This window comes from Siminovitchia fordii DSM 16014 = CIP 108821, assembly GCF_000374565.1.
GTDB classification, from domain to species: Bacteria; Bacillota; Bacilli; order Bacillales; family Bacillaceae_C; genus Siminovitchia; species Siminovitchia fordii.
Genome location: NZ_KB894685.1, coordinates 381,409 through 402,982, shown reverse-complemented (window position 1 = coordinate 402,982; position 21,574 = coordinate 381,409). Strand labels below are relative to the sequence as shown.

The window sequence follows — 21,574 nt, the reverse complement described above, 5'->3', positions numbered from 1 at the left end:
ATATTAAGAATGCTGGATGTGGTAAAATGATGGGAAATAAAGTAGAGTTTATACAGTTGGGAGACTTCTCCTATATGAAATTTTTTGAACTCCGGATCGGCATTAAAATGCCGAACAGGATTTCAATGTTATAGAAAGGATCGTAAGAATGAATCTGAATACACTTTTGAGAGCTATGCCATTGGTAAAGCCGACTCTGGAAAACCCTGAAATCACTGCTATAGTAAATGATCATAGAAAAGTGGGACCGGGCTCGATGTTCATATGTATTAAAGGACATAGTGTTGACGGCCATGATTTTGCAAAAGAAGCAGCGGAAAAGGGAGCAGCTGCCATATTATCTGAAAAACCATTGTCTCTGTCCATACCGGTAATTGTTGTCAATGATACGAAACATGCGATGGCGGTTCTCGCTGATGTATTTTATGGCCATCCTACTGAAAAGCTTCGTTTGGTCGGCATTACTGGAACAAATGGGAAGACGACGACAAGTTTCATGGTTGAAGAGATTTTCAGGGAGGCTGGGCTTGAGACAGGTCTGATCGGAACGATCAGCATGAAAATTGGAGATAGAATCATCGAAACAAAAAATACGACTCCCGACACGATCGTACTGCAGGAAACTTTTGCCGAAATGGTCGGTGAAGGTGTTGACGCTGCTGTCATGGAGGTTTCTTCGCATGCACTTGTACAGGGCAGGGTGGATGGATGCGATTTTGATGTAGCTGTCTTTACCAATCTGTCACAGGATCATTTAGATTACCACAAGACAATGGAAGAATATAAAAAAGCAAAAGGACTTATGTTTACAAAGCTAGGTAATACATACACGAAGCCTAAATTTGCCGTAATCAATGCGGATGATCCGGCAGGGGAGCAGTATATTACCGATACGTCAGCACATGTTGTCACATACGGAATTGATCACTCCGCCGATTTTACGGCTGAAAATATTGTCATGGACAGTAATGGAACTTCATTTACGCTGAATTCTCCGGAAGGGAAAAGCAATGTCTATTTGAAGCTAATGGGGAAATTCAGCGTCTATAATACACTTGCCGCAATAGCGGCGGCATATGTTTCAAATGTTCCGCTTGAATCTATTATTCGTACGGTGGAGGCTGTTCAAGGTGTTCCCGGCCGTTTTGAAAGTGTAGATGAAGGGCAGGATTTTTCAGTAATTGTTGACTATGCCCATACACCTGACAGTTTGGAAAATGTCTTAAAGACGATAAAGGAATTTGCGGGAAAACGAATTTTTGCCGTTGTTGGATGCGGGGGTGACAGGGACCGGACAAAGCGTCCGCTCATGGCCGCAGCAGCATGTAAATATGCGTCTGATCCGATTTTTACATCTGACAATCCGCGTACGGAAGACCCTCTTGCCATTTTGAAAGATATGGAAAAAGGTGTTGAGGGAATGAATTATCAAGTAATCCCTGACCGGAAAGAAGCCATAAATGCTGCAATCAAGGCAGCCCGGGAAGGCGATGTAGTATTAATTGCAGGGAAGGGGCACGAGACTTATCAAATCATCGGAGATAAGGTATTTGATTTTGATGATCGCCTCGTTGCCAGCAATGCCATTAAGGAGTTAAGAAGATGTTGACATATGTAGATGTTGAGAAGGTTTTGCCTGAACCAAAAGGTTATAGAAGTGCCGCCATTTCATTTGGTTGCATTTCTTTTAGTAGCAGTAACGAACAGAAAAAAGGATTATTCATACAAATTGGTCAAGATGATGATTTGCAGGCGGCCATTTCAAACGGCGCAGTTGCTGCCGTTTGGCCTTTGAAAAAAGAACTTCCTTTTTATACACCAAACGATTTTCCGGTCTTTCTTACAGAAGAAGGGCCATTGTCTGCTGCAATCCGGATCATAGAACAGTACAGCGTTAAATTGAGCATGGAAAGTGCAGATGATAAAACGTTAGTGAAATTACCTAACTTCGAAGGCAGTGGTGTGCCTTTGGATATCATTAAAAAAATGGAGCAATTGATTCATTCAGTTCCAAATGACATTGATGACGGAAAAGGGGGAAGGTAACAGATGATGGAAAAAGTCGTCCTATTTACAATCATTATGGCTTTTCTTATTACCGTTCTGTTGTCACCTCTTTTCATACCTTTCTTAAGAAGGTTGAAATTCGGTCAAAGTATTCGTGACGAAGGACCGAAATCGCATCAAAAGAAAAGCGGCACTCCGACAATGGGAGGCATTTTGATTATCGTTTCAATCATTGTTACTACGCTGATCATGACCGGAAAGTATACGGAGCCGGGTTCTGAAACCTATTTACTCCTTTTGGTCACATTTGGCTATGGTTTGCTGGGCTTTTTGGATGATTTCATCAAAATCGCCCTTAAGCGTAATCTTGGGCTGACATCCAAGCAAAAATTGCTTGGCCAGGTGCTCATTGCGCTTGTATTTTATTTTGTATTGAAGACAGTTGGCTTTTCCACAGCCATTCATATTCCACTGACGGAGTTTTCTCTTGAACTTGGGCCTTTGTATGCCTTTTTCATTGTATTTTGGCTTGTTGGATTTTCCAATGCGGTCAATTTGACTGATGGCCTTGATGGGCTTGTTTCCGGAACTGCAGCCATCGCTTTCGGAGCATTCGCCATTTTGGCATGGAGCCAGTCCCAATATGAAGTGGCTGTCTTCTCCGTTGCTGTTGTGGGAGCCGTTTTAGGGTTTCTTGTTTTCAATGCACATCCTGCCAAAGTATTTATGGGAGATACTGGTTCTCTCGCATTGGGAGGAGCGATTGCTGCTGTAGCCATTTTGACCAAGACAGAAATAATCTTATTGGTGATCGGTGGCATTTTCGTGATTGAAACTTTGTCTGTCATATTGCAGGTGATATCTTTTAAACTGACAGGCAAGCGGATTTTTAAAATGAGTCCGCTGCATCATCATTATGAGTTGGTCGGATGGTCAGAGTGGCGGGTGGTTGTCACATTTTGGGCTGTCGGTCTGCTTTTTGCCATTTTAGGAATTTACATAGAGGTGTGGGTGTGAATTGAAGAATATTACGGATTACCAGCATAAAAAAATACTCGTGCTAGGATTAGCGAAAAGCGGCATTGCAGCTGCCACTCTTTTACATGAGTTGGGGGCTTTTGTCACTGTCAACGACCAAAAACCTTTTGAGGCAAATCCTGCAGCCCAGGAATTGCTCGAAAAAGGTATTACGGTCATTTGCGGCAGCCATCCGCCTGAACTGCTTGATGAAGGGTTTGAATTGGTTGTTAAAAATCCGGGCATTCCTTATACTAATCCGCTTGTTTCAAAAGCGATGGAAATGCAGATTCCGGTCATTACGGAGATCGAGCTCGCTTACCGCGTTTCTGAAGCCGGGATCATCGGCATAACTGGGTCGAATGGGAAGACGACAACCACTACGCTTATCTACAATATGCTTGAAAAAGGGGAAAAACACCCGTTGATTGCGGGTAATATCGGGACAGTTGCATCGGAAGTCGCTATGAAAGCGACCAGTGAAAATCAAATGGTTGTGGAATTATCTTCATTCCAATTGATGGGTGTGGATCAATTCAGACCGCATATTGCCATTATCACGAATATATATGAAGCGCATCTTGATTATCACAAGACGAAAGAAAATTATGCGAAAGCAAAAGCAAATATTACATTGAATCAAACTGAGGATGATTTCTTGATTGTGAACGCCGATCAGGAAGAGCTGCTGGAACTTGTAAGTTTTTCAAAAGCTGCAACCATTCCTTTTTCAACAAAGCGCTATCTGGAAAAAGGTGTTTCCATCAGGGAAGGAAAAATAGTTTATTTCGGTGAAGAAATCATTTCGCTTGAAGAGATTCTCCTTCCGGGAGAGCATAATCAAGAAAATATATTGGCGGCCATAGCAGCGGTGAAGCTTCTCGGTGTCAACAACGACGCAATTATCCGGGTATTGACATCTTTTCAGGGTGTAGAGCACAGGACCCAATTCATTTCGGATATAAACGGAAGAAAATTCTACAATGATTCCAAGGCTACAAATATACTGGCAACGAAAAGTGCTTTGCAGGCTTTTAAGAAGCCTGTCATACTGCTTGCTGGGGGATTGGACAGGGGAAATGGGTTTTCCGAACTAGTTCCATATTTGTCCGGTGTGAAAGCACTCATCCTATTTGGTGAAACAGCTCATAAGTTGGAAGATGCAGGTAAACAAGCGGGAATACAATCTATTTATCACGTCGATAATGTAGAAGAGGCTGTTCCGCTTTCTTATAAAGTTTCAGAACCTGGTGATATTGTTTTATTATCCCCGGCATGCGCAAGTTGGGATCAGTACAGGACTTTTGAAGTGCGGGGTAATATTTTTGCCCAAGCCGTGCATAAACTGAAGGAGAGCCGATAAAAAGCTGTAGGGAACAGGCTTAAATACAGTGGAGGCAGAGGTGCTGACTGTTGCCCTTGAAAAAATCTACACCAGACTTTATTTTGATCATCGTCACTATGACATTGCTGGCCATTGGTCTTATCATGGTTTACAGCGCCAGCGCCGTGTGGGCAGATTACAAATTCAATGACTCCTTTTTCTTTGCAAAAAGGCAGCTTCTGTTTGCAGGACTGGGCTTTGCCGCTATGTTTCTGATGATGAACATCGATTATTGGTCTTGGCGAAAGTGGGCCAAGCCAATATTGATCATCTGTTTTATATTATTGCTTGTGGTTTTGGTTCCAGGTATCGGAATGGAAAGGAACGGGTCCAGGAGTTGGATTGGGGTAGGGGCGTTTTCCGTACAGCCGTCTGAATTCATCAAACTTGCACTGATTGCTTTTTTGGCGAAATTCCTCTCTGAAAAACAAAGATATATTACAACGGTAAAAAAAGGCTTGGCGCCCTCTTTATCATTGGTGTTTCTGGCTTTTGGGCTGATCATGCTCCAGCCTGATCTTGGAACTGGTACAGTGATGGTTGGTACATGCATTGTAATGCTCTTCATAGCTGGTGCCCGGATTCTCCATTTCTCCATTTTGGGATTGATCGGGCTTGCCGGCTTTGTCGGCCTGATTTTATCCGCACCTTACCGGATGGCCAGAATCACCTCGTTTCTAGATCCCTGGCAGGATCCTTTAAACAGCGGCTTTCAGATTATCCAGTCATTGTATGCAATTGGACCGGGCGGATTATTCGGATTGGGCCTTGGTGAGAGCAGGCAGAAGTTCTTTTACTTGCCAGAGCCTCAGACAGATTTCATTTTTGCCATCCTATCAGAGGAACTTGGCTTCATTGGAGGAAGTCTCGTCATCCTGTTGTTTGCACTGCTTCTGTGGCGCGGGATAAAAATTGCTCTTGGAGCACCAGACTTATACGGAAGTTTCCTTGCAGTCGGGATCATATCCATGATTGCCATCCAGGTAATGATCAATATTGGTGTTGTGACAGGATTGATGCCGGTAACAGGTATTACACTCCCATTCCTTAGTTATGGAGGCTCTTCGTTGACAATCATGCTGATGGCGGTGGGTGTTCTGCTAAACATAAGCCGCTATGCAAGAGTCTGAAAAGAAACTCAATATCAATTGGGTTTCTTTTTTATTTCAAAATAACAACAATCTGCTATGAACACATTTTTCTTGTATAAAATATAGTAAAATAAGATAATTAAGGAGTTTGGTCTATTAATTAGATTTACACTAACCGAGGTGTTATCATGAAAATTATTGTCAGCGGCGGAGGAACCGGAGGACATGTCTATCCGGCCCTTGCCTTGATCCGGACGATCAAAAAGAAGCATCCGGACACAACGTTTCTATATATTGGAACAGAAAAAGGATTAGAAGCAAATATTATCCGAAGAGAGAATATTCCTTTTGAAGCAGTGGAAATTACCGGTTTTAAACGGTCGTTTTCCTTTGAAAATATTAAAACGCTTGTCCGATTTTTTAAGGGCGTTAAACGAAGTAAACAAATTATTAAGGAATTCAAACCGGATGCGGTCATTGGAACCGGGGGTTACGTCTCTGCTCCTGTTGTATATGCAGCGGCAAAAAAGAAAGTACCAGCGGTCATTCATGAACAAAACAGTGTGCCTGGCCTGACAAATAAATTTTTAAGCAGATATGTTCAAAAAGTGGCCATCTGTTTTGAATCAGCCAAAGAGTTTTTTCCTGCCCCAAAAGTGATGCTCACAGGAAATCCGCGTGCATCGGAAGTGGTTGGTAAGGACGGACGGGGTGAATTGGCCAAGTTGGGCTTAAAGGAAAATGTTCCTACGGCCCTTATTACGGGAGGAAGCAGAGGAGCGAGGCCGATCAATGAAGCCGTTATAAAGTCATTGACGCAGCTTGCCAATAAACCTTATCAGATTTTATACATAACCGGAGAGGTTCATTTCGAGACTGTCAAGAGAGAAGTGGAACTGATTGGAGATTCTCCGAATGTTGCGGTCGTTCCATTTATTCATAATATGGAAGAAGTGCTTACTGAGATTGATGTTGTTGTAGGCAGGGCTGGCGCGACCTCGCTAGCGGAAGTTACAGCACTGGGGCTGCCGTCAATACTTATCCCAAGTCCGTACGTAACGAACAACCATCAGGAAAAGAATGCTTCGGTACTTACATCTGCCGGTGCAGCCACCATGCTGCTGGAAAAGGACTTATCCAGCCAAAAGCTGATATCAGCACTTGATGATATCCTTTTGGACGATAAAAAAAGGAAGAACATGAGCGAGGCTTCCAAGAAATTGGGGATGCCCGATGCATCAGACCGGTTATATAATATACTTCTGGACTTGATTCAAAGCGGCAGGAATTGAAAGGGGCATGAAAATGGAAAGGATTATTAAGGAATTACGTGCAAACGATGTTGGAAAAGTGAAAGAAAATGAACCCCTGTCCAATCATACGACGATAAAAGTCGGAGGGCCGGCGGAAATTTTTGTAGAGCCTGACTCTGTAGATAACTTATTAAAGACAATGGAAATTGTCCAAAAATATCAACTGCCTTGGAGGGTGATCGGCCGTGGTTCCAATCTCCTCGTATCCGATGAAGGGATTGAGGGAGTGGTTATCAAACTTGGAAAAGGCATTGACCATCTTGAAATAGAAGGAACCCAAGTTCGGGTTGGTGCTGGGTATTCCTTCATCGTCCTCGCCAACGCATTGGGAAGAAAAGGTCTGAGCGGATTTGAGTTCGCAGGCGGTATACCGGGATCTGTTGGAGGAGCCGTATATATGAATGCCGGTGCACATGGCTCTGATATTTCAAAGATATTGGAAAAGGCGCGGGTGCTATTTCCTGATGGGACTGTGGAATGGCTTACCAATGAAGAAATGGAATATTCATACCGGACCTCTGTTCTTCAAAAGAAGCGCCCAGGAATTGTTCTGGAAGCTGTCTTTAACCTGAAAGAAGGGGACCGTGAGATGATTGCAGCCGAAATGAAGAAGCATCGGACCTACCGGCGTGATACCCAACCTGTTAAACCATGCTGCGGGAGCGTATTTCGTAATCCGCTGCCGGAACATGCCGGCAAGCTGATCCAGGACGCCAGCCTAAAGGGATATTCCATTGGAGGGGCACAAATATCTGAGCTCCACGGTAACTTTATCGTTAATAACGGATCAGCAAAAGCGGAGGATGTTTTGGCACTGATCAAGCATATGAAAGAAACGGTTCTCGAAAGAAACGGCATTGAAATGCATACAGAAGTCGAGATAGTAGAAAGAAATCGGGAATAGTGAAGAAACAGAGCCCATTTATCGCCGGACAGACTGGGGTACTCAGACAAGATCGGGGATTAGGAAGCCTGCTATGAATGATATATAGATTACGAGCGCTAAATAAGGTACAGTTTACTTGCATGAGCATCGACCTTTGAACTGATGGCACTTGAGCGTCTCAAAATGTTACAGTCTGTTCGCCGGAAGGTTCAGTACGGCCGCCTCTTGTCGCTTTAAATGCACTGGGACATCCTGTCCATCGGATCCGATGTTGACTTAACTGAAGAAAAGCCGATGGCATTTTTACAGTGGATCCTCTGAATAAACACCAAACAGATTTAAGACATGATAACAAAATTTCTTGAATAGTCCAGAGGAAAAGCAAAGAGCGAACCTAGCGGTGCAAAGACTGGGGAAAGTCAGTTTGAAAAGGGGGGAATAGCCGTGGATCAAAGGAAAGTTTTATCGCTGGAAGAAAGGATTCCCAAAATAAAAGAACACCGGAAGCGGAAAGCGAACAGACGGCTTATTTTCCTTATTTCGTTGTTTTTTCTCCTGATTATGCTAGTAATTTATTTTCAATCCCCGTTAAGCCACGTGAACGAAATAAAAGTTAAAGGTAATGAATCCGTCCCTGATAAGACTATTATTGATAAAAGCGGTCTTAAGACGGGTGCCAACATTTGGAAGTTGGACAAGAAGAAAGCAGTTCAAAAGTTAGAGGATCATCAAGAAGTGAAACATGCAAAAATTAAAATCGGTTTTCCCAACACCGTTTATTTGCAAATTCAGGAATATGAGACGATTGCTTACGTATCGACAGGAACCGATTTCCATCCAATTTTGGAAAATGGGCTAATTGTAGAAAATGGCACTGAAGGTACGGTTCCGGTGAATGCTCCAATATTATCCAATTTCAATGAAGATCGCATTTTAGAAAATATGGCTGGGGAATTGAAGGAACTGCCTCCAGAAATTGTAAATGTTATTTCGGAAATTCATTATACACCGAAAAATACCGATAAATACCACATCACCCTTTTTATGAATGATGGATACGAAGTGAGCGCGACTATTTTGACTTTCGCAGAAAAGATGGTGCATTATCCTTCTATTGTCAGCCAGTTGGATCCGAAGGTCAAAGGGGTTATTGATATGGAAGTTGGCTCATTCTTTAAAGCATATGAAACCAAAGAGTAGAATGGGATGAGCTCTGCAAGAACAACAAGTGAGTTCTTTAGTACCAGTTTTTAAAAGCTTGGTGACAAAGTTCTACATGATTTTTTTCCTATCATTACACGCTAATATTTTTCTAATCGCAAGTTTGGCTTTTCTAGGGCTCCATCTTAGTGTAGACTAATGTTTAGCAGCTGTTTTTATAGCCGCATTAAAAAAATATGTAGTAAAACGCAGAATATTGTCGAATATAGTGACCGGGCTGCCAAGAAAATTAACGAATGAAACTCACATAAATAATTCGATAGATTAAAAGGAAATTACCTGAATTTGCCGAATACATAAAAGTAATTGCTATGTCAAGGATGATTCTTTATGAATATTCGATATTTCAAGTTCAAGATAAAGAGAGAGTTGAAGGAGGTGCCGCGGAATGAACAATAGCGAGATGTATGTGAGTCTCGATATAGGAACATCCACAGTAAAAGTGATCATAGGTTCCATGGGCAGCGATTCCTTGAATGTAATTGGAGTAGGAAATGTAAGTTCCAAAGGAATTCGGAAAGGTTCTATAGTTGATATAGATGAGACTGTTCATTCGATTAAGAGTGCGGTCGAGCAGGCGGAGAGAATGATTGGAATGAAAATTAATGATGTGATTGTCGGTATTGCCGGCAACCATGTCGCTTTACAGCCTTGCCATGGAGTGGTGGCCGTATCAAGCCAAAATCGGGAAATTACAAATGAGGATGTAGCCAGGGTAATGGATGCGGCACAAGTCATTTCCATCCCTCCGGAAAGAGAAATCATCAATGTGATCCCTCGTCAATTTATTGTTGATGGATTGGATGAAATTACTGACCCTCGTGGTATGATTGGCGTCAGACTTGAAATGGAAGGGACCATTATCACCGGGGCGAAAACAATTCTACATAATACGCTTCGTTGCGTTGAACGGGCTGGGTTGAGCATTACAGATATTGTACTTCAACCACTTGCTGCAGCTGCTGCAGCCCTTTCAAAGGATGAGCAGCAGCTTGGTACTGCATTAATTGATATGGGAGGCGGATCAACGACGCTCTCTATATTTGAAAATGGCAGCATCAAGAATGTAAGTGTCATCCCGGTAGGTGGAGAACATATTACAAAAGACCTTTCTATCGGCCTAAGGACAGCTACGGAAGATGCAGAGAAAATCAAGATTTCATATGGTCATGCATTTTACGATCATGCATCGGAAGATGAGGTTTTCAGTGTACCCATAATTGGCAGTGACCAGCATCAGCAATTCAACCAATTGGAGCTTTCGGATATTATTGAAGCCAGGATGGAAGAGATTTTTGAATTGGTTCAGGATGAATTGAAAAGAATGGGAATCACTGACCTTCCGGGAGGTTTTGTGTTGACTGGCGGCTCGGCCAATATGTCCGGTGTCGTTGAACTGGCACAAATGATTTTCCAAAGTCGGGTCAGGGTAGCCATCCCGGATTATATCGGTGTCCGGGAGCCCCAGTATACGACAGCTGTAGGATTGATCAAATATTCCTACCAGAATGCCAGATTGCAAGGGAGAAGCGTCAGCGCATCTCCTGTCCAGGTGACTAATGAACACGATGACGGGTCAGTTGCAGATACGCACCAGCCCCCAAGACAGAAGCCTGAAAAAGACCCGGACAAGAAAATATCAAATAAAGTTAAAAAGTTTTTTGGCTACTTTTTCGAATAGGCCATCCGGTTGAATAAAACGAACAGGAGGACATGTCATGTTGGATTTCGATACGAATATTGATTCTTTGGCAACTATAAAGGTAATCGGAGTTGGCGGCGGCGGAAACAATGCTGTCAATCGCATGATTGAACATGAAGTGCAAGGTGTTGAATTTATAGCAGTAAACACTGACGCACAAGCATTGAACTTATCCAAAGCCGAAATAAAAATGCAAATTGGTGCGAAACTTACTAGAGGACTTGGAGCAGGAGCGAATCCTGAAGTCGGTAAAAAAGCTGCCGAGGAAAGCAAGGAACAGATTGAGGAAGCATTAAAAGGGGCAGATATGGTTTTTGTTACGGCTGGAATGGGAGGCGGTACTGGAACAGGTGCTGCGCCTGTCATCGCCCAGATTGCCAAAGATTTGGGAGCTTTGACAGTCGGAATTGTTACAAGGCCGTTTACTTTTGAAGGGCGGAAACGTGCAACTCAGGCGAGCGGTGGAATAGACGCAATGAAAGAGTCTGTTGATACTCTGATCGTTATTCCCAACGACAGACTTTTAGAAATCGTTGATAAGAGCACTCCGATGCTTGAAGCATTTAGAGAAGCCGACAATGTATTGCGGCAAGGTGTTCAGGGGATTTCGGAATTGATTGCTGTTCCCGGTTTGATTAACCTTGATTTCGCAGATGTCAAAACGATTATGACTAATAAGGGGTCTGCCTTGATGGGGATTGGGGTTGCAACCGGTGAAAACCGCGCAGTGGAAGCAGCTAAAAAAGCTATTTCTTCCCCACTATTGGAAACCTCTATTGACGGTGCACAAGGTGTTTTAATGAATATTTCAGGAGGAGCCAATTTAAGTCTTTTTGAAGTCCAGGAAGCGGCCGATGTCGTAGCTTCTGCCTCCGATCAAGAAGTAAATATGATTTTTGGCTCTGTTATAAATGATAATTTGAAAGAAGAGATTGTTGTAACGGTCATCGCAACCGGGTTCAACGATACGAAACCACAAAGTAAGCCACAGAGTCCATTGTTTGGACAAATGCGACAACAGCAAACTCCAGTACAGAACCGTGAGCCAAAAAGGGAAGAAGTGCAAGAGCCTGTAAGGCACGGACAGCAACAATCTCTAGAAGATACGCTGGATATCCCGACTTTTCTTAGAAATAGAAATAGAAGAAGATAAGTATTGCGATTTGAACCAGATGATATTCATCTGGTTTTTTGATTTCAGAAACTATAACCGACAGGTTGTTAATAACACTTATCATGTAATGTTTCGAAGAACAGGAAGTATTAGTGCGGATGATCTTGTCGAAACCAAAGGGAGCACTTTGAGGCGTCGTGCGACTATTGATTTGCGCATTTCCTTTCTTGTCCTTCTGGGGCAAGGTTTATTTCAACGAACATTCATAGCAAAGCTGCATATCGTCTACTCAAAGCAAGTGGCCATCTCAGGTTGCAGCTTTCATATGAAAGTCAAGTAAACATCAGCTCCTTTAACGCTACATTTCTTTTATCTTGTAAAGGCACTTAAGTATGTATCACACGAACAAGTGCTTGTATTTTATTCTTATAGAAAATAAAGGGGACCGTCGTATGCTCTCCTGTTCTGAACCTCTATAAGTTTCCTCTTCCCTCATTAGTCATTCTTCGATGTAAATTGTGAAAACTTCTATAAATTCACGTACAGGAAATGACACATTCCATTTTTTGCGTCCGTTATACTAATCATTAATAGAAAAAGCCGGGCAATTCCAATGCTTTGCCTCTTTGGAGGGGGGCCTTTTTATAATCATGACCATTTATTTGGATGTTATCTGGTTTTTGAATTTCCTTGTGGATTGTTTACTGCTATGGATCACAGCCATCTTTTTGAAGAGATATGTGAAAGCCTGGAAAATTCTCTTGGGAGGGCTGCTGGGTTCAAGTCTGATTTTGTTAGCCATCACTCCTTTGGCTGCAGCAGCAAGCCATCCCATTGTTAAGATGGGTGTTTCCCTTTGCATGGTTTTAACAGTATTTGGATTTAAGAGACTCAAGTCTTTTCTCTCCTGTTTGCTTACATTCTATTTCTCAACTTTTCTAATGGGCGGAATTTTAATGGGGACTCATTACTTTCTAACATACGATCTTAAGTTGAGGACCGCTGTATCATTGGAAAGCATCCGCGGATTCGGAGATCCGGTTAGTTGGCTGTTTGTAGCAGCCGCATTTCCGATCGCTTGGCATTTTTCGAGAAAAAGAGTTGAAGATTTGACCATCTCTTCCATTGAGTATGATGTCCTGATTGATGTCACCATTGAAATCAATGGCCTTAATATTCAATTGAAAGGATTGATTGACAGCGGAAATCAACTATATGACCCCATTTCCAAAACTCCTGTCATGATTGCATCCATATCCAGTTTTAAGGAGCAGCTGCCGCATGAGATTCTGCTTTTGTCCGACAAGAATAACAATCCAATTGAACTGGCGGATAAACTTCCGGAAATGTGGAGTGAGAAAATGAGACTGATACCTGCAAAAACTCTTGGAGCCAATAACGGTTTGCATTGTGCATTCAAACCTGAGGCCATTTATCTTCAGATGGAGGACGAGCGGAAGTCCGTCCAAAAAGCCATGATTATTTTTACAGATCAAGAATTATCCAGTGACGGCCGTTTCCAATGCATTGTTCACCCAGCAGTAGTGGAGCTGGCTGTTGTACAAACTGCATCTTAGGCAGAGGTCTCAAAAAATATAGGAGGAGGAGACTGCGTGAAAAAAATTCGTTTGCATCTCACCTATTATTGGTATAAGCTCCTGAAGAAGCTAGGCTGGAAATCCGATGAAATTTATTATATAGGAGGTAGTGAAGCCTTACCTCCACCCCTATCCAGGGAAGAGGAAGCTATCTTGCTTAAAAAGCTCCCAAATGGCGACAAGACGGCAAGATCTATGTTAATTGAAAGAAATCTGAGGCTCGTGGTATATATTGCAAGGAAATTTGAAAATACCGGCATCAATATTGAAGATTTAATAAGTATCGGAACCATCGGCCTGATTAAAGCGGTCAACACATTCAACCCGGAAAAGAAAATAAAGCTTGCTACATACGCATCACGATGCATTGAGAATGAGATATTAATGTATTTGAGAAGAAACAATAAAATCAGGTCCGAAGTGTCCTTTGATGAACCGTTAAATATTGACTGGGATGGAAACGAACTGCTTTTATCCGACGTTTTGGGCACTGATAATGATATTATAACCCGTGACATAGAGGCACACGTTGATAAGAAGCTTCTGCTGACCGCGCTTCAAAAGCTTTCCCAAAGAGAAAAACAAATCATGGAATTGAGGTTTGGTCTGGCGGGGGAAGAAGAGAAGACGCAAAAAGATGTGGCAGAAATTTTGGGAATTTCCCAGTCCTATATTTCACGTCTTGAGAAAAGAATTATCAAGCGGCTTCGTAAAGAATTTAACAAAATGATTTAATCAATAGTATCAATAATTCTGCCTGTTTTTGATGAATTTTTATCTGATTTTTTCATGCTTCCATGAAGTTAGCCATGCATATATTTTCCTCCTCAGGAGATACTTATTTCTAGCAACTCCTGGTAGGAGGGAAATAAGTGAAGCGAAATAAAGTAGAAATATGCGGTGTGGATACTTCAAAGCTCCCTGTCCTTAAAAACGAGGAAATGCGAGAACTTTTAAAGCAAATGCAGCGGGGCGATTTAACAGCAAGAGAAAAACTGATCAATGGGAATCTTCGCCTAGTGTTAAGCGTCATTCAGAGGTTTAACAACAGGGGAGAATATGTGGATGACCTCTTCCAAGTTGGTTGTATCGGTTTGATGAAATCGATTGACAACTTTGATTTAAGCCAAAATGTCCGGTTTTCCACTTATGCCGTTCCAATGATCATAGGAGAAATTCGCCGTTATTTGCGGGATAATAATCCCATCCGTGTTTCACGGTCATTGCGCGATATCGCTTATAAAGCACTCCATGTAAGAGAACGTCTTATGGCAAAAACTTCCAAAGAACCTACGGCAGCAGAGATCGCCAGGGAATTGGAATTACCTCATGAAGAAGTTGTTTTTGCCCTGGACGCTATACAGGACCCTGTATCATTATTTGAGCCGATTTATAATGACGGCGGTGATCCGATATTTGTAATGGATCAGTTGAGTGATGAGAAAAGCCGTGACAGTCAATGGATTGAGGAGATTGCATTGCATGACGGTTTGCAGCGGCTTAATGAGAGAGAAAAAATGATTATTCGAAAACGTTTTTTTCAAGGGAAAACACAAATGGAAGTGGCTGAGGAGATCGGGATTTCGCAGGCACAGGTGTCTCGTCTCGAAAAGGCTGCCATCAAGCAAATGAATAAGAATATTAATATTCAATAAGATGTTTAGGGGTCTGACCCCCTTTACTGCAGTAAAGGGGGTCAGACCCCTTTACCATGGAGCCGGGTTTCCATCGGGGAACATCCGGCTCTTTTCTATTATCATGAATAGCGGTACGAACAGCATATATATAAATTATGAAGGAGTGAACGCCTGTTTAAATGAATGACGGAAGCGGGGAATGAAAATGGTGAGAATCTCGGAGTTTCAAATAAAGGATGTCGTCAACATTTCAGATGGAAAAAAGTTGGGGAATATAAGCGACATCGAGATTAATCTGGATAGCGGCAGAATAGAATCAATCATTATTAGCGCTACTGGGAAGCTGCTTGGTTTTTTTGGAAAAGAAGATGAAGTTGTCATCCCGTGGAACCAGATTATCAAAATCGGAGAGGATGTCATTCTTGTCAGGCACAGCGAATCACAATATACACAGCAGCAGCTTGGAACGCCAAAAGACTAGATAAATCGGATGCCGTTCGCATACTTTTATGGTACACTTAAGAAAATGTCTTTTTTTCAGGAAAAAACAAGAAGATATAATAGGAGTAATCAACGTGAGAGATGTAAAAGAGAATTTAGCTTTTATTCAAGGTCAAATTGCAGAAGCATGCGAACGGTCCGGCCGTAAACCGGAAGATATTCATATCGTGGGAGTTACAAAGTATGTTTCGGTTGAAAGGGCTGCCGAAGCCTTGGAGGCCGGAATACGGAATCTTGGAGAAAACCGCGATGATGGACTAATCTCCAAGTGGGAGGTATTGAAGGACAAGCCATTGTGGCATTTTATAGGGACGCTTCAATCCCGTAAAGTAAGAAATATCATCGATAAGGTAGAATTCATTCATTCACTTGATCGTCTGTCATTGGCAAAGGAGATTCATAAACGCGCAAGCAAGAGGGTTAAATGCTTTATTCAGGTCAATGTTTCCGGGGAGGAATCCAAACATGGCCTCCAGCCCGAAAATACAGTAGAATTTATACAACAGCTTGAGCCTTTTGAAAATATAGAGGTCGTTGGGCTAATGACAATGGCTCCATATACGGATGATGAAGAGGCATTGCGTACTTGCTTCAGGCGGCTGAGAAACCTCAAAGAGGAAGTGGAAGGGATGAAATTAAGGCATGCTCCGTGTCATGAGTTATCAATGGGCATGTCAAATGATTTTCAAATAGCCATTGAAGAAGGGGCGACATTCATACGGATAGGGTCTGCCCTTGTCGGAGAATGATGCTGAGGAGGCCGAAAAATGGGCATTAAATCAAAGTTCAAAAATTTTTTCCTATTAGAAGATGAATACGAATACGAAGAAGAGAAAAATGAAGTTGAACCCCAAGCAGAAAAACAACCTGTAAAAACGGCATCCAACAAAAAACAAAATGTTGTCAGTCTTCAAAGCGTTCAGCAGTCTTCAAAGGTCATACTGATTGAACCGAGAGTGTATGCAGAAGCACAAGAAGTTGCCGACCATCTCGTCAGCCGCCGTGCGGTTGTAGTCAACTTGCAACGGATCCAGCACGATCAAGCGATTAGAATTGTAGATTTTCTAAGCGGCACGGTTTACGCGATTGGCGGGGATATCCAAAGGGTTGGCAAGGATATTTTCCTATGTACACCGGATAACGTGGAAGTGTCCGGAAACATAACTGAAATGTTTGATGATGAGAATTATGAAGATCCGAGGTGGTCCTAAACGGTATGAATCTAATCGTAGGAATTATTGTACAGTTGATAAGCCTGTATTCATGGGCATTGATTATCTATATATTGATGTCTTGGTTTCCAAATGCAAGAGAGACGTCGATAGGCCAGCTTCTTGCCAGGATATGCGAACCTTATTTGGAACCTTTCCGCAGAATCGTTCCTCCGCTCGGGATGATTGATATTTCCCCGATTGTTGCGTTTTTGGTCCTCAGGTTGGCAACAGCTGGACTGTGGGAAATCGCCAGATGGGTAAGTTAAAAGAGGAAAGCTGAATAGCTCTCCTTTTTTATGTTATAGGAGTTGTAGCGGATGTCATCAATCTATCAACACTTCAGGCCGGAGGAAAAGCAATTTATCGATACGGTCCTGGATTGGAAACAATACGTCGAAAATACATATGCTCCCAAACTGACTGACTTCTTGGATCCCCGGCAGCAGTTTATTTTACAGTCTGTCATAGGGGAAGGGACGGATGTTCGTTTTAATCTGTTCGGAGGAAGTGAACAAAGTGAGAGAAAAAGGGCCCTCCTGCATCCGGAATATTACCAGCCTGTAAATGGGGATTTCCTTGTAGGCTTGTACGAAATAGAGTATCCGCGGAAATTTATTAAGCTTGAGCACCCCATGGTATTGGGTTCTTTAATGTCATTGGGGGTAAAGAGAGATAAATTTGGCGACATTCTGGTAAATGAAGAACGCATTCAATTTTTTTCAAGTGAAGAAATTGAATCATTTCTAATGACGGGGCTTAGAGAAATTGGGCGGGCATCCGTACATCTTCGGAAACTTCCGGTGGAAGAAGCAATTCAAGAGTCGGAGCAATGGAAGGAGATGGAAATATCTGCCGCCTCATTAAGACTGGATGGTATTATATCCGCAGCTTTCAATTTATCAAGACAAAAATCGCAGGCACTAATTGAGCAAAAGCTTGTTAAACTAAACTGGAAAACGGTAGAAAGCCCAGCAGCGGAATGCTTGGAGGGAGATCTGATTTCCGCACGGAGGCTTGGCAGATGCAAAATCATCGAGCTGTTGGGTACTACGAAGAAAAACAAGGTAAGATTGAAAATTGGATTATTAAAATAATATTAAAATAAAAAAAGCCCGCCAACTATAGACGAAATTCGAGTATAATAAGTTAATAGACGCACATAGTAATGGAGGTGGCAAGATGCCGTTAACACCAGTCGATATACATAATAAGGAATTCAGCAAAGGATTCCGGGGATATGATGAAGATGAAGTCAATGAGTTTCTTGAACAAATCATAAAAGACTATGAAATGGTCATCCGTGAAAAAAGAGAACTCGAAGAGAAGATTGCCGCGATGAATGAAAGGCTGGGGCACTTCAGCACAATTGAAGAAACACTCAACAAATCAATTGTTGTAGCCCAGGAAGCTGCGGAAGAAGTCAAAGGCAATGCGATGAAGGAAGCGAAACTCATCATTAGGGAAGCGGAGAAAAACGCTGATCGGATTGTCAATGAGTCGTTATCCAAAGCCCGTAAAATTGCACTTGAAATCGAGGAATTAAAGAAGCAGTCAAAAGTATTTCGTACACGGTTCAGAATGCTGATTGAAGCCCAGCTAGATTTGATCAATAATGATGATTGGGATCAGCTAATGGAGTTTGAATTGGATGCAACCGAACTTAATTCCTTGGAAGAAGTCGAAGAATTGGAGTAAAACTTGACTCCTGATTTCGGATTCTCATATAATGGAATAAAATTATTTAAATATGCTAAGCGATGAAAGGGAGAGTACAATCTTATTTTCTGTTGAAAGCGAACTGGGGACGGTGGGAGCCCGGCAATGGAAGAGATTTGGAAAATCACCCTTGAGTACTTGATTCGAAAGCCTGGCAAGTAGATGAGAGCGGACCATCCACGATACGGATTTATGAGCGGGCAATTACACAAGGTAGTTGTCTATTTGGGTGGTACCGCGGGAATGAACCTTCTCGTCCCTTTTATGGGATGGGAAGGTTTTTTGTTTGTTGAATTGGAAAGTTAAACAAGGAGGAAGATGAATTGGATTACAAAGATACGTTACTCATGCCGAAAACGGATTTCCCAATGCGCGGAAATTTGCCGAAAAGAGAGCCGGAAATGCAGGCAAAGTGGGAAGAGGAGAATATTTATCAAAAAATTCAGGAGCGTACGAAAGGAAGGCCGCTTTATGTTTTGCATGATGGACCGCCGTATGCCAACGGTGATCTTCATATGGGCCATGCTCTTAATAAAACATTGAAGGATTTTATCGTCCGCTACAAATCAATGGCGGGCTTTTGCGCACCATATGTTCCCGGATGGGATACACATGGACTTCCTATTGAGCAGGCGCTGACTAACAAAGGGGTCAACCGCAAGGAAATGTCCGTTGCAGAATTTAGGAAGAAATGTGTACAATACGCATATGAGCAAATTGAAAATCAGAGAACGGAATTCAAACGCCTTGGAATCCGTGGAGATTGGGAGAATCCTTACATTACACTGAAGCCTGAGTATGAGGCAGAACAAATAAAAGTGTTCGGGGAGATGGCTAAAAAAGGCTATATTTACAAAGGGAAGAAGCCTGTATATTGGTCGCCTTCCAGCGAATCAGCCCTTGCGGAAGCAGAGATTGAATATAAGGATAAGCGCTCGCCTTCCATCTATGTTTCTTTTACAGTAACAGACGGAAAAGGTGTTGTGGACAGTGGAACCAATATCATCATTTGGACGACCACACCATGGACGATTCCTGCAAATCTCGCTGTTGCTGTCCATCCTGATATAACCTATGCAGTTATTGAACATGGTAACAAGAAATATATTGCTGCCGAGGAACTCGTTTCCAACCTGAAGGAAGCATTCGATTGGTCTGATGCCAAGACTGTCAAAACAATGAAAGGAACGGATCTTGAGCATGTTGTTGCAAAACATCCGTTTTATGATAGAGATTCTATTGTTATTTTAGGTGAACATGTCACGGTGGATTCAGGTACCGGATGTGTCCATACCGCTCCAGGCCATGGGGAAGATGACTTTATCATAGGGCAAAAATATGGTCTTGATGTTTTATGTCCCGTTGATGACAAAGGCCATATGACAGAAGAAGCGCCAGGATTTGAAGGCTTGTTTTATGATGCGGCCAACAAGCCGATCACCGAAAAACTTGAAGAAGTAGGCGCTCTGCTGAAGCTTGAATTTATCACTCACTCCTATCCTCATGACTGGCGTACCAAAAAGCCTGTTATCTTCAGGGCCACTTCCCAATGGTTCGCATCCATCAAGGATTTCAGGGAAGAACTTCTTGAATCTGTCAAAGATGTGAAATGGGTGCCGAAGTGGGGAGAAACAAGGCTGTATAATATGGTAAGAGACCGAGGAGACTGGTGTATCTCTCGCCAAAGGGTATGGGGAGTGCCGATTCCGGTATTTTATGCCGAAAATGGTGAAGCCATCATTACAGATGAAACGATTTCCCATGTATCAGAGCTTTTCCGTAAATATGGTTCCAATATTTGGTTTGAGAAAGAAGCATCTGAATTATTGCCGGAAGGATTTTCCCATCCAGGTAGTCCAAATGGAACTTTTACAAAAGAAACGGATATCATGGACGTTTGGTTTGATTCCGGCTCTTCGCATCAAGGAGTTTTAGTGGAAAGAGATGATCTAAGGCGTCCAGCAGATCTTTATCTGGAAGGTTCTGACCAATACCGCGGATGGTTTAACTCTTCACTGACAACAGCAGTCGCTGTGACAGGAAAGGCTCCTTATAAAGGTGTTTTAAGCCATGGGTTTGTTCTAGACGGTGAAGGCCATAAAATGAGTAAGTCTTTGGGGAATGTCATTGTTCCTGCTAAAGTAACCAACCAGTTTGGCGCAGAAATCCTTCGTTTATGGGTGGCATCCGTCGATTATCAGTCAGATGTAAGAATTTCTGACGCGATTTTGAAGCAGGTCAGTGAGGTTTATCGGAAAATACGGAATACATTCCGTTTCCTACTTGGAAACTTGGCCGATTTTAATCCGGAAGAGAATACAGTACCATTTGATGAACTCCGGGAAGTGGATCAATTTTTGTTGGTAAGGCTGAACAATTTGGTCAAGGAATCGCTTAAAGCTTATGATGAATTTGAGTTTGCTGATATTTACCATGCGGTCAATAACTTCTGTACAGTCGATCTGAGCTCGTTCTATATGGATTTTGCAAAAGACGTTCTATATATTGAAGCGGAAAACAATTTTGAAAGAAGAGCAATGCAGACTGTCATGCATAAGTGTGTTGTTTCTTTGGCAAAACTATTATCACCGATTTTACCGCATACGGCAGATGAGGTCTGGACTTATATCCCTGGAATAGAGGAGAAAAATGTCCAACTGACTGATATGCCGGAAGTGGAAGAGTTTGAAAATGGTGTTGATCTGGAAAGGAAATGGAAAGAATTTCTTCTTGTCAGGGACGATGTGTTAAAAGCGTTGGAAGAAGCAAGGAATGAAAAAGTGATCGGTAAATCACTGACTGCCAAAGTGATCTTATATGTCAATGAGGATGTAAAGAATTTGCTCGACAACATTTCTGAGAGCTTGAAACAGCTGTTTATTGTCTCTGGTTTCGAAGTGGCCGGATCATATGATGAAGCACCGGCAGACGCTCTAAAACTTGATAAGGCAGCAATTGTTGTTGAAAAAGCGGACGGCGAGACATGTGAACGCTGCTGGGTCGTTACACCTGAAGTGGGAAAAGTAGAAAAGTATCCAACTATTTGCCCGCGCTGTGCATCCGTTGTGGAACAACTTTAATATGAAGGGCCCTCCGCTTTTGGAGGGCTTCTTCCTTTTATTAGATTACAATCCGATTAAAGCTTATAATTCCTATTTAAAATTCACCTTTTA

General features: G+C 42.3%; 21 protein-coding genes. All 21 read left to right on the top strand.

Annotated features, from left to right (window positions below):
- Positions 1–148 precede the first annotated feature (148 nt).
- Positions 149–1,609, top strand: a complete 1,461-nt coding sequence (locus tag C509_RS0102005) for a UDP-N-acetylmuramoyl-L-alanyl-D-glutamate--2,6-diaminopimelate ligase (RefSeq protein WP_018705228.1) — start codon at positions 149–151, stop codon at positions 1,607–1,609.
- Positions 1,603–2,046, top strand: coding sequence for a hypothetical protein (locus C509_RS23210; RefSeq protein ID WP_018705227.1), 444 nt, complete (start codon positions 1,603–1,605; stop codon positions 2,044–2,046). Before C509_RS0102005 ends, C509_RS23210 begins: the two co-directional genes overlap by 7 nt.
- 3 nt (positions 2,047–2,049) lie before the next feature.
- Positions 2,050–3,024 carry a phospho-N-acetylmuramoyl-pentapeptide-transferase gene (gene mraY / locus C509_RS0101995; RefSeq protein WP_018705226.1) on the top strand — a complete coding sequence of 325 codons (975 nt, stop codon included), beginning with the start codon at positions 2,050–2,052 and terminating at the stop codon, positions 3,022–3,024.
- A 1-nt stretch (position 3,025) separates the two neighbouring features.
- Positions 3,026–4,387 carry a UDP-N-acetylmuramoyl-L-alanine--D-glutamate ligase gene (murD, locus tag C509_RS0101990; RefSeq protein WP_018705225.1) on the top strand — a complete coding sequence of 454 codons (1,362 nt, stop codon included), beginning with the start codon at positions 3,026–3,028 and terminating at the stop codon, positions 4,385–4,387.
- Positions 4,388–4,437: 50 nt separating this feature from the next.
- A complete protein-coding gene (gene spoVE, locus C509_RS0101985) occupies positions 4,438–5,538 on the top strand; it encodes a stage V sporulation protein E (protein ID WP_018705224.1) in 1,101 nt (366 codons plus the stop codon).
- A gap of 149 nt (positions 5,539–5,687) precedes the next feature.
- Positions 5,688–6,791: an undecaprenyldiphospho-muramoylpentapeptide beta-N-acetylglucosaminyltransferase gene (gene murG / locus C509_RS0101980; RefSeq protein ID WP_018705223.1), complete on the top strand. Its 1,104-nt coding sequence runs from the start codon at positions 5,688–5,690 to the stop codon at positions 6,789–6,791.
- Between the two features lie 13 nt (positions 6,792–6,804).
- Complete coding sequence (murB, locus tag C509_RS0101975; protein WP_018705222.1) at positions 6,805–7,716, top strand: UDP-N-acetylmuramate dehydrogenase; 912 nt, start codon at positions 6,805–6,807, stop codon at positions 7,714–7,716.
- 426 nt (positions 7,717–8,142) lie between these two features.
- A complete protein-coding gene (locus C509_RS0101970) occupies positions 8,143–8,898 on the top strand; it encodes a cell division protein FtsQ/DivIB (protein ID WP_018705221.1) in 756 nt (251 codons plus the stop codon).
- A gap of 409 nt (positions 8,899–9,307) precedes the next feature.
- Positions 9,308–10,600, top strand: a complete 1,293-nt coding sequence (ftsA, locus tag C509_RS0101965) for a cell division protein FtsA (RefSeq protein WP_018705220.1) — start codon at positions 9,308–9,310, stop codon at positions 10,598–10,600.
- Between the two features lie 37 nt (positions 10,601–10,637).
- Positions 10,638–11,774: a cell division protein FtsZ gene (ftsZ, locus tag C509_RS0101960; RefSeq protein WP_018705219.1), complete on the top strand. Its 1,137-nt coding sequence runs from the start codon at positions 10,638–10,640 to the stop codon at positions 11,772–11,774.
- Positions 11,775–11,862: 88 nt separating this feature from the next.
- Entirely contained in the window at positions 11,863–12,075 is a 213-nt protein-coding gene (locus tag C509_RS26330; RefSeq protein WP_169509167.1) for a hypothetical protein, read from the top strand.
- A gap of 310 nt (positions 12,076–12,385) precedes the next feature.
- The gene (spoIIGA, locus tag C509_RS0101950; protein ID WP_018705217.1) at positions 12,386–13,312 is read left to right on the top strand and encodes a sigma-E processing peptidase SpoIIGA; all 927 of its coding nucleotides are present in this window, start codon (positions 12,386–12,388) and stop codon (positions 13,310–13,312) included.
- Between the two features lie 36 nt (positions 13,313–13,348).
- The gene (gene sigE, locus C509_RS0101945) at positions 13,349–14,068 is read left to right on the top strand and encodes an RNA polymerase sporulation sigma factor SigE (RefSeq protein WP_018705216.1); all 720 of its coding nucleotides are present in this window, start codon (positions 13,349–13,351) and stop codon (positions 14,066–14,068) included.
- A gap of 137 nt (positions 14,069–14,205) precedes the next feature.
- Complete coding sequence (gene sigG / locus C509_RS0101940) at positions 14,206–14,988, top strand: RNA polymerase sporulation sigma factor SigG (protein ID WP_018705215.1); 783 nt, start codon at positions 14,206–14,208, stop codon at positions 14,986–14,988.
- Between the two features lie 187 nt (positions 14,989–15,175).
- Entirely contained in the window at positions 15,176–15,451 is a 276-nt protein-coding gene (locus C509_RS0101935) for a YlmC/YmxH family sporulation protein (protein ID WP_018705214.1), read from the top strand.
- A gap of 94 nt (positions 15,452–15,545) precedes the next feature.
- Positions 15,546–16,220 carry a YggS family pyridoxal phosphate-dependent enzyme gene (locus tag C509_RS0101930; protein WP_018705213.1) on the top strand — a complete coding sequence of 225 codons (675 nt, stop codon included), beginning with the start codon at positions 15,546–15,548 and terminating at the stop codon, positions 16,218–16,220.
- Positions 16,221–16,238: 18 nt separating this feature from the next.
- A complete protein-coding gene (locus tag C509_RS0101925; protein WP_018705212.1) occupies positions 16,239–16,682 on the top strand; it encodes a cell division protein SepF in 444 nt (147 codons plus the stop codon).
- 5 nt (positions 16,683–16,687) lie between these two features.
- Positions 16,688–16,951 carry a YggT family protein gene (locus C509_RS0101920; RefSeq protein WP_018705211.1) on the top strand — a complete coding sequence of 88 codons (264 nt, stop codon included), beginning with the start codon at positions 16,688–16,690 and terminating at the stop codon, positions 16,949–16,951.
- 51 nt (positions 16,952–17,002) lie between these two features.
- Complete coding sequence (locus C509_RS0101915; RefSeq protein ID WP_018705210.1) at positions 17,003–17,779, top strand: YlmH family RNA-binding protein; 777 nt, start codon at positions 17,003–17,005, stop codon at positions 17,777–17,779.
- A gap of 85 nt (positions 17,780–17,864) precedes the next feature.
- Entirely contained in the window at positions 17,865–18,380 is a 516-nt protein-coding gene (locus C509_RS0101910; RefSeq protein WP_018705209.1) for a DivIVA domain-containing protein, read from the top strand.
- Between the two features lie 344 nt (positions 18,381–18,724).
- Complete coding sequence (gene ileS, locus C509_RS0101905) at positions 18,725–21,481, top strand: isoleucine--tRNA ligase (RefSeq protein WP_018705208.1); 2,757 nt, start codon at positions 18,725–18,727, stop codon at positions 21,479–21,481.
- Positions 21,482–21,574 lie beyond the last annotated feature (93 nt).